The following is a 10921-nucleotide window of genomic DNA, read 5'->3' on the forward strand; positions in this document are numbered from 1 at the left end:
TTGCTCGCGACTGGCCGCAACACCGATTCAAGGCCGGTCGCGAACAAGCTCAATTGCTACGGGCGGGCTCCCGGCGTCACTCGTCCAGTTCAGCCCAGCGCTCTAGCAACCCATCCAACCGGGCCTGAAGATCATCCAGGCTGGCCAGTACCGCTGCGGTTTCGTTGGCCGGCCGCTGGTAGAAGCTCGGCGAGGCAATGTCTCGTTGAACGTCGCCGATCTGCATCTCCAAGGCTTCGATCTGCCCCGGCAGTGCTTCCAGCTCACGCTGCAGCTTGTAGCTGAGTTTCTTCTTCGCCGCCACGGGCGTACTGGCCTGAGGGGCGGCCACCGGTGCCGCTGGAGCCGGGTCAGCCTTCGCCGGCTTGGCCTCTTTGACCCCCAGCAACTTGGCCGAACCGCCCTGGCGAATCCAGTCCTGATAGCCGCCTACGTATTCGCGCACCTGGCCGTCGCCTTCGAACACCAGCGTGCTGGTGACCACGTTGTCCAGGAATGCCCGGTCGTGGCTGACCATCAACACGGTGCCCTTGAAGCTCGACAGAACTTCCTCGAGCAATTCCAGGGTTTCCACGTCCAGGTCATTGGTGGGCTCGTCGAGCACCAGCAGGTTGGCCGGCTTGCTGAACAGCTTGGCCAACAGCAGGCGCGCCCGCTCGCCGCCAGACAGCGCCTTGACCGGCGTGCGCGCCCGTTGTGGGCTGAACAGGAAATCGCCCAGGTAACTCAACACGTGGCGGCTTTGGCCATCGATCTCGATGAAGTCCCGCCCCTCGGCAAGGTTGTCGATCACGGTTTTTTCCAGGTCCAGTTGCAGGCGCAACTGGTCGAAGTACGCCACTTCCAGCCGTGTGCCCTGCTCTACCTTGCCGCTGGTGGGCTGCAAGTCACCCAGCAGAAGCTTGAGCAAGGTGGTTTTGCCGGTACCATTGGCGCCGAGCAGACCGATGCGGTCCTCGCGCTGCAACACCATGGAGAAATCTTTCACCAGCAACGGGCCGCCTGGGTGCGCGTAGCTGACGTTCTCCAGCACGATCACCTGCTTGCCAGACTTGTCCGCCACATCCAACTGGATGTTGGCCTTGCCCTGGCGCTCGCGCCGCTCCCCACGCTCCACCCGCAACGCCTTGAGTGCCCGCACGCGGCCTTCGTTGCGAGTGCGCCGGGCCTTGATGCCCTGGCGAATCCATACTTCTTCCTGGGCCAGGCGCTTGTCGAACAGCGCGTTGGCGGTTTCTTCGGCGGCGAGCTCCGCCTCCTTGTGCACCAGGAAGCTGGCGTAATCGCCGTTCCAGTCGATCAACCGGCCGCGGTCCAGCTCCAGGATGCGTGTGGCCAGGTTCTGCAAAAAAGCCCGGTCGTGGGTGATGAACAGCACCGCACCGCCGAAGCCCGCGAGGGCTTCCTCGAGCCAGGCGATGGCACCGATGTCCAAGTGGTTGGTGGGCTCGTCGAGCAGCAGCAGGTCTGGCTCGGACACCAGCGCCTGGGCCAGCAACACCCGGCGACGCCAGCCGCCAGACAACTCGGCGAGGGTCTTGTCGGCGGGCAGTTGCAGGCGGCTCAGTGTGCTATCCACCAACTGCTGCAAGCGCCAGCCGTCCCGGGCCTCGAGCTCCTGCTGAACATGAGTGAGCGCGTCCAGGTCGGCATCGGTCACGATGTTCTGGCTCAGGTGATGGAACTGCGCCAGCAACTCACCCACCCCGGATAGCCCCTCGGCAACCACGTCGAAGACCGTACGCTCGTCGGCGCGCGGCAACTCCTGGGGGAGTTCGCCGATTTTCAGCCCAGGCGCCCGCCAGATGTCGCCGTCGTCGGGCTTCTGGTCGCCGCGTACCAGCCGCAGCATGCTGGACTTGCCCGTGCCGTTGCGGCCGATGATGCAGACCCGCTCGCCGCGGGCTATCTGCCAGGAAACCTTATCGAGCAACGGCATGGCGCCGTAGGCGAGGGAAACATCGCTCAGTTTGAGCAGGGTCATGGGATTCTCCGGAAAAGCCGGCGCGCATTCTACCTTATGTACCGCCCCGGCACAGCAAGCGCCGGGCGGCATACCATGAAACACCCCCTACGCTTCCGAGGCAGGTGGCAACAGGCTAAGCTAGCGGCCAATCTGTACGCTTCCCGGAAGTCTCATGCGCAGTCGACTGTCCCGCCTCGTTCCCGCGTTGCTGCTTGGCGTTATCTCCCTTGCCCCGGCCGCCCAGGCCGCCGACCTGGCCCTCCAGCGGCAGTATTACGACCAAGCGAAGGCGGCGCTGGCCAAAGGCAACAGCGCCCCTTACTTCCAATACAAGGCCCTGCTCGCAGACTACCCGCTCGAGCCGTACCTGGCCTATGACGAACTGACTGCGCGCCTGCCAGGCGCCAGCGACGAGGAAGTCGAGGCGTTCATTGCCGAACACGGCGACCTGCCGCAGATCAATTGGCTCAAGCTTCGCTGGCTACGCATGCTCGCCGACCGCGGTGACTGGCCAACCTTTGCCCGCTATTACGACGCCAAGCTCAATTTCACCGAGCTGGACTGCCTCTACGGCCAATACCAGCTGACCCGCCCCGATCTGCGCGCGGAAGGCTACGCCAACGCCGAACGGTTATGGCTCAGCGGCAAGGACCGGCCCGCGGCTTGCGATCCACTGTTCGGGCGCTGGGCTGCCGAGGGTCAGTTGACCGAACAGAAACGCTGGCAACGGGCGAAGCTGGCGGCCCAGGCACGCAACTACCCGCTGGCGACCGCCATGGTGGATGGGCTGCCGACGCTTCAGTTGCAAGGCAAACGCCTGCTCGACGTGGCACGCAACCCCGAACTGCTCGACCAACCCGGGCTGTTCACCCCGGCCGACGAGGCGATGTCCGACGTGGTAAGCCTGGGCTTGCGTCGCTTGGCCAAGCAGGATCCAGACAAAGCCCTTGGCCTGCTGGACGGCTATGCCGCGACCCAGCGGTTCTCAGCCGAGGAGAAGGTCGCTATCGCCAAAGATATCGGCCTGGGGCTGGCGCGCAGCTATGACAGCCGGGCCCTGGACCTGATGACCCGGTATGACCCGGACCTTCGCGATGACACCGTGAGTGAATGGCGGCTGCGCTTGCTGCTGCGCCTGGGGCGTTGGCAGGACGCGTACGATCTCACCCGCCGCCTGCCGGCCAGCCTTGCCCAGACCAACCGCTGGAAGTATTGGGAAGCCCGCGCGCTGGAGCTGGCCCGGCCGAACGACCCACAAGTGCCCGTGCTTTATCGTGCGGTGGCCAAGGAACGGGATTTCTACGGCTTCCTCGCGGCGGACCGCGCCCAGGTGCCTTATCAGCTCACCAACAAGCCACTGCCCCTGAGCCAGGCGCAGATCAACGGCGTACGCAACGCCCCGGGCATTCGCCGCGCCATGGAGCTCTACCAGCGTGGGCAGATCGTCGATGGCCGGCGCGAGTGGTATTACGTGTCGCGCCATTTCGACCGCGACCAGATGGTTGCTCAGGCCCAGCTGGCCTACGACATGGGCTGGTATTTCCCCGCCATTCGCACCATCAGCCAGGCGCAATACTGGGACGACCTGAACATCCGCTTCCCGATGGCGCACCGTGACACCCTGCTGCGCGAAGCCCGCCTGCGCGGCCTGCATGCCAGCTGGGTGTTCGCGATCACACGCCAGGAAAGCGCCTTCATGGACGACGCGCGGTCCTCGGTGGGGGCCATGGGGCTAATGCAATTGATGCCGGCGACGGCCAAGGAAACCGCTCGCAAGTTCAGCATTCCACTGGCTTCCCCCCAGCAGGTGATCGACCCGGACAAGAACATCCAGTTGGGCGCTGCCTACCTGAGCGTGGTCCATGGGCAGTTCAATGGCAACCGGGTGCTGGCTTCAGCGGCCTACAATGCCGGCGCCGGCAGGGTGCGTCAGTGGCTGCGCGGCGCGAGCCATCTGAGCTTCGACGTGTGGGTGGAATCGATCCCCTTCGACGAAACCCGCCAGTACGTGCAAAACGTGCTGTCGTATGCAGTGATCTACGGCGCCAAGCTCAACACGCCGCAGCCGATCGTCGACTGGCACGAGCGGTTCTTCGACGATATCTAAGCATCTCTCTCATCGCACGGCGGTTATTCCAAAGGGATAACCGCCATCCCCAGCTCCAGCACGCCCCTGCCCTCACTGATCACGTTCTGCCCGAACATGATTCCGCCCTCCTGCAGGCGGTAGCCCTTGAGGGTGTTGAGCGGCTCGCGATCGCTATCGCGCTCATGGGTAGCAGGATCAATAGTGGTGAGCACGCAGCGAGCGCAAGGCTTGGCCACCCTGAAGGTAACGTCGCCGATGCGCAGGCGTTTCCAGCCGTCCTCCGCGTACGCCTCAAAACCCTCGACCACGAGATTTGGGCGAAAGCGCAACATAGCCATGGGCCGCCCGACCCGCCGAGAAAGGTCATCGACAGAGGCTTGGTTGATCAGCAGCAAGGGAAAGCCATCGGCGAAAGCCACGCGATCCTCGGGCTCCCCGTCTCCCGCACCCAACGGGCGGGTTCGGTGATCGGGTACATGCACCAACCGGGTTGGCTTGCCCACCAGCTCGCTGACCCAGCGCGCGGCGGCTTCACCAGCATCTGGGACACGCAACGCATCCTTCCAGATCACTACCCCGCGCAAATCACTATCAGGCGCTGGCACAGGGACATACAGGGGAGGCAAGCCCGGCGCGCTCAGGTTGAGCCCACCATCCGCGCTGTACTGCGCCGACAACCTACCTAGCAGCAACAGGTTGCGCTGGGTATGGAAGCGCCCGCTGGCTTCGTCCACCAGCATCCAACGGCGATCCCCTACCAGGCCCAGCCCCTCCACGGCCGAAGCCTGGAGGGTTTCACCCTGCGCGGATTTGACAGGGTAGCGATACAGAGCGGTCAAGCGCATGGTTCAGCTTCCAGAGCGAGTCACGCCCTAGCTTAAACGAAGCTGCATGCTGCTTCGACTCAACCGTGGATCATTTCCAGGCGTTGCCGGACTACCTCCACCAGGCGGTCGGGCTGGAACTTGGAAAGGAAGTTGTCGCAGCCGACCTTCTTGACCATGGATTCGTTGAAGCTACCCGACAGCGAGGTATGCAGCACCACGTACAACTCACGCAGGCGCGGGTCTTGGCGAATTTCAGTGGTCAACCGATAACCATCCATCTCAGGCATTTCGGCGTCGGTAAATACCATCAGGAGCTTCTGGTTGACGTCGATGCCAGCATCTGCCCATTTCTGCAGCATGCGCAGCGCCTTTAGCCCATCGCTGGCCACATGCAGTGTGGTACCCAACTGCGAGAGCGTATCGCGCAGTTGGTTCAGGGCCACCGTGGAGTCATCGACCAGCAGGATCTCTCGGCCGCGGGCGTTGGCCAGCATAGCGTCTTCGAGCTTCTCCTTGGACACCCGAGCGTTGTACGGAACGATCTCGGCCAACACTTTTTCCACGTCGATCACTTCGACCAGCTTGTCCTCGACGCGGGTGATCGCCGTCAGGTAGTGCTGCCGTCCGGCGCTCACCGGGGGCGGCAGGATCGACTCCCAGTTCATGTTGATGATGCGGTCCACACCGCCCACCAGGAAGGCCTGCACCGAACGGTTGTATTCGGTCACGATGATGGTGCTGTCCGGGCCAGGTTGCAGCGGCCGCATGCCGATGGCCTGGGACAGGTCGATCACCGGCAGGGTTTGCCCGCGAAGGTTGACCACGCCGCAGACGAACGCGTGCCGCTGAGGCATGAGTGTCAGCTTCGGCAGCTGTAGAACTTCCTGGACCTTGAACACGTTTATCGCGAAAAGCTGGCGGCCCGCCAGGCGAAACATGAGGATTTCAAGGCGGTTTTCACCCACTAATTGGGTGCGCTGATCGACGCTATCGAGAATACCAGCCATGAGAGTCCCCGGCGGTTGGATAAATGGCATGTAGGGGCTATCGGCGCTGGCTTCGCGAACTTGAGCTCGGCAGATCGCCACTCGTCATTGATATCAATTTACCATCATGCTTTACTTCCCCGGCGATAACGGCTGGTCCGCCGGGGCATAAGGGAAACCCTGAGGAACCTTACGGGCAAACCTGATATTCGAAACAGTCAATAGCCTTTACGGTGGCGCCATTCGTCTTTTGAATGGAGCTCAGCCGTGTTTTGCCCTTTCCTTCCTCTACGCCTGGCTGCTGCTCGCTATGTTTAGCCTTCCTGTCGACTCGGCTCGGCTGGTTATCAGGCTAGTTGACTGTATCGACCATTTACGCCTGTTCCCCAATGATCGCGACGCCTGCCAGATGCTGCACCGGGGGCTGGAGCAGTTGGCCACCGCCAGCGAGGCTTCGCAGCCCAACCCCACGGCCGGTTTTGCCGCGGAGCTGGCTGCGCTGCTGGCGTATGAATGTGCTGAACGGGGCCCGGAAGGTGCCGCGCTGCAAGCGCTCAAGCAGTGCCTTGACCTACTGAGCTGGCAGGTCGAACTCAGTGACCCCCAGCATGGGCTGACGATGGATTGCAGCGAGCAACGTGAGTTGCTCGCTACGCTGGCGCTGAGTTGCAAGGTTGCCGCACGGGCCTGAGCGCTGACAAAACGGCCACCAACGCACCATGAGGTGCTACCATGCGGCGCCCTGACGGCCTTATTTGCGCCTGCGACCCTCTGCGATCATGCCAGCCACTACGCCCACTTCCGCCCTCGCGCGCGGGCCATGGAGCCTGCCCTTTGTTCGCCGCCTGGCTGTAGCCGGCGCTGCCACGACGTGCATGGGCCTGGATGCATTTAGCTGGGCCGCCGCCATAGCACCCGGCACCTCGCTGCTGCTCCTGCACCTTGGGCTGATCCTGCTGCTATGCGGCCTGGCCTGGACCAGCCCCAACCCTACCGATGCCATCGCCTTACGGCCCGCAGAGTTAGCCGGCCGCATGGCCAAGGCCCGCGAAAACGAACGCGAACGCCTTAGTCGCGAACTGCACGATGACATCGGGCAGTTGCTCACTGCCGCCCGCTTGCAGCTCGATTGGCTAGGCCGACGCATGCCTGCCGCCTTGGAACCACCGGTGGAGATCCTGCGCGACACGCTGGCCGAATGCCTGAGCAAGGTCCGGAATGTATCCGCGCTGCTCAACCCCCGCCATCTTGCAAGCCTGGGCCTGGAGGCGAGCTTGCGCGATCACTTGTCGAGAGCGCTGGCGGGCAGCGGCCTCAACTGGAGCCTGGAGTGCCGCCAGCGCTTGGACGGGCTATCCACGGACATGAGCATCGCCGCGTTTCGTATCGTCCAGGAAGGCGTCACCAACCTGCTGCGGCATGCCCAGGCCGATAACCTGTGGGTGGTGATAGCCCGGGAGAAACACGGCTTGGCGATCAGCATCGTCGATGACGGCCAGGGCTTCGACCCGGCTGCCGTCCCGGCGGGCCGCGGTATCGCCGGCATGGCGGAGCGTGCCCAGGCCCTGCGGGGCCACGTTCGGGTGCGCAGTGCGACGGGCCAGGGCACACAGATCGATGCCAGGTTGCCGTGGCCGGACCGCGCCGCACGGCGTGCGCACAAGGGGCTGGCGTGAGTTGCCGGTTGGTGCTGGTGGATGACCACGCGCTGATCCGCGCAGGCGTGCGCGCGCTGGTGGCGGACATCCCAGGCTATTCGGTGGTAGGCGAAGCCGGCGACGGCTGGCAACTGCCTGAACTGGTCAAGCGCAGCCAGGCCGATATCGTATTGCTAGACCTTTCGATGAGGGCCGTCGGCGGCCTCGACGCGCTGCGTCAGCTGCGCCGAAGCGGGGTGGGTTGCCGCGTGCTGGTGCTTTCCATGCACCATGATTCCGAGCTGATCCTGCACGCTCTGCAGGCTGGCGCCGATGGCTATCTGCTCAAGGACGCCACCGCCAACGAACTGGAACAAGCACTACATGCCATTCGCCATGGCGAGCGCTACCTAAGCCCAGGGGTGACCCATGCAGTCATCGACCAAGCGTTGGTTACACAGCGCGCCAACCGTACCAGCAGCCCCGCTCACCCGTTGACCGCCAGGCAAATGGAAATCCTGCGCCTGATCGTGCGCGGCACCTCCACCCGCGAAATCGCCCAAGGGCTTGGCTTGAGCGTAAAGACAGTCGAAACCCACCGCGCGCAGATCATGAAGCGCTTACAAATCTTCGACGTCGCCGGGCTCGTGCTCTACGCCGTGCGCGAACGGATCATCAGCCCGGACGACTGAGCAATGGGCAACCCGCCGGCAGATGCAAGCGGACGGCGCTGGCGCGGGCGGCGAAGCGCAGGTCGGTCCCCTGGAGCGGTTCGCCATCGAGGTTGATGTCCAGGCCCTGCGCACTTTGGATCTCGACCCACGGCAAGCGGGCGCGGATGAAGAGGTTGTCCAGCCCTAGCCCCCCGGCCAGCAGCTCCTTGAGGGTCGCCACCACTTCCGTTGGCGCCGGCAGGATGCTGATATCCAGCAGGCCGTCGTCGACGCAGGCCTCGGGGCATAGCACATGCCCACCACCGGCTTGTCGGCCGTTACCGATGCCCAGCGCCAACAGCTCGCCCTCCCAGCGGAACCCAGGGCCGTGCAGCACCCCGGAGGCCGCGCGCAATTCGCTGAAGCGGCTAAGCCCAGTGAACAGGTATGCCACGCCGCCGAGGACTTTTTTCAAGTCTTCCGACGTATTGGCGGTGACTTGGCTGCCAAAACCGCCTGTGGCCATGTTGAGGAACAATTGCCCGCCAACCTCACCCAAATCCACGGGCAACGCCGGGCGGTCAAGCAGTTCCAGCGCACCGTGCGGGTCCAGCGGGACCCCAGCGGCGCGGGCGAAGTCGTTGGCAGTACCCAGCGGCAGCAAGGCCAGGCTGGCATCGCCATCACACAGCGCCAGTGCTTCGGCCACTTCCCGCAAGGTGCCGTCGCCGCCGCCAGCGATCAGTGTGCGATACCCGGCGGCCAGCCCCTCCTGGACCAACCGGGCAGCGTCGCCACCTTCCCAGGTCAAGCGCACCGCAATATCCCAGCCAGCCTGGCGCCGAGCCTTTACCGCCGCCCGTACATCCTCATTCAGCGCCTGCTTGCCGTGCAGAATCAGCCATGCCTTGCGCGTTTGCATTCGTTTCTCCCTCGCCAGATCGGCCACTGGCATGTGACCACGGCGCGGCAAGAAAAGCGCCGGCGTCGAAAGATTCTCAGGCCAGTAGCTCGCTCATGGGAATGAAACGAACCGTATCGCCTTCGGCTATGGCTTGCCCTTCAGGCACTTCCACCAGCCCGTCGGCCCAGGCTGCGCTACGCAGCACCCCGGAACTCTGGTTGGAATAGATCTCGGCACGACCAGCCTCGACCCGGGCGCGCAAGAACTCGCGGCGGTTGCCCGGCGGCCAGGCGAAACCCGCAAGGGTCGCAAACCCTTTAGGCTGCACGCGGTCGCAGCCCATTCGCCGCAGCAGATAGGGGCGCGCCAGCAAGGCAAAGGTCACCAGGGTGGACGCAGGGTTACCCGGCAAGCCGATGACTACGGTGCCTTGGTATTCGCCCACCGTCAGCGGCTTACCCGGTTTGATCGCAAGCTTCCACAGAGCCAGCGTGCCGCCCTCGCGCAGCGCCTGGCCGAGGTAGTCTGCCTCGCCGACGGAAACCCCGCCGGTGGTAAGAATCAGATCTACATCCTGCAGGCTATCGAGAGTACGCCGGGTAAGCTGCAAGTCATCGCTGATGATCCCGGCGTCGAGCACCTCGCAGGCGCTGCGCTCCAGCCAACTGCGCAGCAGTTGCCGGTTGCTGTTGTAGATCTGCCCCGGGCCCAACGGCAGGCCGGGCGCCACCAGCTCATCGCCGGTAGACAGCACCGCCACTCGCGGCTTGCGACGCACCACAAGCGATGGCACCCCTAAGGTGGCCGCCAGGCCAAGCTCGATCGGACCTAGCCGCGTGCCCGCGTCGAGCACCGTTTCGCCCGCACGACACTCTTGGGCCCTCGGCCGCACATTAAGGCCAACCCGCAACGGCTCGGTGAAGCGGACCCGGCCATCGGCGCCCACCTCGGCGTTTTCTTGCATCTGCACGCAATCGGCGCCCTCGGGAAGCGGCGCACCGGTGAAGATCCGAGCACAGGTACCAGGCTGCAACGGCCCAGGCGCATGGCCGGCGAATATCCGCTGCGACACCTCCATTGGCTCGCCAGCCCAAGCCGCGCATGCCAGGGCATAGCCGTCCATGGCGCTATTGGGCCATGGCGGCAGGTCCGTGGTGGCACGCAGCGGTTCGGCGAGCACTCGGCCATCGGCGGCTTCCAGGGGGAGGACCTCGGTGCCAACAAGCGGCGTGGCGCTGGCCATCGCCAACAAGCGTTCGGTGGCCGCGGCCAGCGGCATCAGGCCGCGGTCGCCTGGCTCAGCCACGGCTTTCACAGGGCTCGGCCTGCTTGAGGTGAGGAACGAAGTTGCAAGGGCGATGGCGATTATCCAACTGCTCGGCGAGGATGCCATCCCAGCCCGTGCGGCAGGCGTTGGTGGAGCCCGGGAGGCAGCAGACCAGGGTGCCATTGGCCAGGCCAGCCAATGCGCGGGACTGCACGGTGGAGGTGCCGATATCCGCTACGGAAATCTGCCGGAACAACTCGCCGAAGCCGTCGATGTGCTTGTCCAGCAGGCAGGCGACGGCTTCAGGCGTGCTGTCACGCCCGGTGAAACCGGTGCCACCGGTAATCAGCACGACCTGCACTTCGTCATCGGCAATCCAACCCGCTACCTGAGCGCGAATCTTGTATAGGTCGTCTTTGAGCAAAACCCTGGCCGCGAGCCTATGCCCCGCCGCCTTCAAGCGGTCAACGAAGAGCTGGCCCGAGGTATCAGTGGCTTGGGTCCGCGTGTCACTGACGGTGAGCACCGCGATATTGAGCGGCACGAAGGGAGCATCGGCCTTGGTGTTCATGGCACGTTCCAGTTGTTGAGG

General features: G+C 64.3%; 10 protein-coding genes. 4 read left to right on the forward strand and 6 right to left on the reverse strand.

What is annotated here, in order from left to right; translation table 11 throughout:
- Positions 1 to 76: 76 nt before the first annotated feature.
- The gene (locus OGL93_RS21205) at positions 77 to 1984 is read right to left on the reverse strand and encodes an ATP-binding cassette domain-containing protein (RefSeq protein ID WP_263264960.1); all 1908 of its coding nucleotides are present in this window, start codon (positions 1982 to 1984) and stop codon (positions 77 to 79) included.
- Positions 1985 to 2138: 154 nt separating this feature from the next.
- On the opposite strand from OGL93_RS21205, the gene OGL93_RS21210 reads away from it, so the two are divergent.
- On the forward strand, positions 2139 to 4073 hold the full coding sequence (locus OGL93_RS21210) for a transglycosylase SLT domain-containing protein (RefSeq protein ID WP_263264961.1): 1935 nt from the start codon (positions 2139 to 2141) through the stop codon (positions 4071 to 4073).
- 23 nt (positions 4074 to 4096) lie between these two features.
- Here the strand turns inward: OGL93_RS21210 and OGL93_RS21215 are convergent, their stop codons facing one another.
- Positions 4097 to 4900 carry an MOSC domain-containing protein gene (locus OGL93_RS21215; RefSeq protein WP_263264962.1) on the reverse strand — a complete coding sequence of 268 codons (804 nt, stop codon included), beginning with the start codon at positions 4898 to 4900 and terminating at the stop codon, positions 4097 to 4099.
- 59 nt (positions 4901 to 4959) lie between these two features.
- Positions 4960 to 5889, reverse strand: a complete 930-nt coding sequence (locus tag OGL93_RS21220; protein ID WP_263264963.1) for a chemotaxis protein CheV — start codon at positions 5887 to 5889, stop codon at positions 4960 to 4962.
- A gap of 289 nt (positions 5890 to 6178) precedes the next feature.
- Between OGL93_RS21220 and OGL93_RS21225 the strand changes: the two genes are divergently transcribed.
- From OGL93_RS21225 to OGL93_RS21235, 3 genes are all read left to right on the forward strand, one after another.
- A complete protein-coding gene (locus OGL93_RS21225) occupies positions 6179 to 6559 on the forward strand; it encodes a hypothetical protein (RefSeq protein ID WP_263264964.1) in 381 nt (126 codons plus the stop codon).
- A gap of 184 nt (positions 6560 to 6743) precedes the next feature.
- Positions 6744 to 7544: a sensor histidine kinase gene (locus tag OGL93_RS21230; protein WP_263264965.1), complete on the forward strand. Its 801-nt coding sequence runs from the start codon at positions 6744 to 6746 to the stop codon at positions 7542 to 7544.
- Positions 7541 to 8197 (forward strand): response regulator transcription factor, encoded by a 657-nt coding sequence (locus tag OGL93_RS21235; RefSeq protein ID WP_263264966.1) that lies wholly within the window; start codon positions 7541 to 7543, stop codon positions 8195 to 8197. The genes OGL93_RS21230 and OGL93_RS21235 overlap by 4 nt, the downstream gene beginning before the upstream one ends.
- Here the strand turns inward: OGL93_RS21235 and yegS are convergent.
- The 3 genes from yegS to moaB form a co-directional block, all read right to left on the reverse strand.
- Positions 8181 to 9080 (reverse strand): lipid kinase YegS, encoded by a 900-nt coding sequence (gene yegS / locus OGL93_RS21240; RefSeq protein WP_263264967.1) that lies wholly within the window; start codon positions 9078 to 9080, stop codon positions 8181 to 8183. The genes OGL93_RS21235 and yegS overlap by 17 nt on opposite strands.
- A 76-nt stretch (positions 9081 to 9156) precedes the next feature.
- Positions 9157 to 10377 carry a gephyrin-like molybdotransferase Glp gene (glp, locus tag OGL93_RS21245; RefSeq protein WP_263264968.1) on the reverse strand — a complete coding sequence of 407 codons (1221 nt, stop codon included), beginning with the start codon at positions 10375 to 10377 and terminating at the stop codon, positions 9157 to 9159.
- On the reverse strand, positions 10361 to 10900 hold the full coding sequence (moaB, locus tag OGL93_RS21250) for a molybdenum cofactor biosynthesis protein B (protein ID WP_263264972.1): 540 nt from the start codon (positions 10898 to 10900) through the stop codon (positions 10361 to 10363). Before moaB ends, glp begins: the two co-directional genes overlap by 17 nt.
- Positions 10901 to 10921: the final 21 nt, after the last annotated feature.

The organism is Pseudomonas sp. RIT-PI-S, from assembly GCF_025642975.1.
In the GTDB taxonomy this organism is placed as follows: domain Bacteria; phylum Pseudomonadota; class Gammaproteobacteria; order Pseudomonadales; family Pseudomonadaceae; genus Aquipseudomonas.

Bases quoted from the DNA above. Each gene is read 5' to 3' on its own strand.
- OGL93_RS21205 (WP_263264960.1), bottom strand. From the start codon at position 1,984: ATGACCCTGCTCAAACTGAGCGATGTTTCCCTCGCCTACGGCGCCATG.
- OGL93_RS21210 (WP_263264961.1), top strand. From the start codon at position 2,139: ATGCGCAGTCGACTGTCCCGCCTCGTTCCCGCGTTGCTGCTTGGCGTT.
- OGL93_RS21215 (WP_263264962.1), bottom strand. From the start codon at position 4,900: ATGCGCTTGACCGCTCTGTATCGCTACCCTGTCAAATCCGCGCAGGGT.
- OGL93_RS21220 (WP_263264963.1), bottom strand. From the start codon at position 5,889: ATGGCTGGTATTCTCGATAGCGTCGATCAGCGCACCCAATTAGTGGGT.
- OGL93_RS21225 (WP_263264964.1), top strand. From the start codon at position 6,179: ATGTTTAGCCTTCCTGTCGACTCGGCTCGGCTGGTTATCAGGCTAGTT.
- OGL93_RS21230 (WP_263264965.1), top strand. From the start codon at position 6,744: ATGGGCCTGGATGCATTTAGCTGGGCCGCCGCCATAGCACCCGGCACC.
- yegS (WP_263264967.1), bottom strand. From the start codon at position 9,080: ATGCAAACGCGCAAGGCATGGCTGATTCTGCACGGCAAGCAGGCGCTG.
- moaB (WP_263264972.1), bottom strand. From the start codon at position 10,900: ATGAACACCAAGGCCGATGCTCCCTTCGTGCCGCTCAATATCGCGGTG.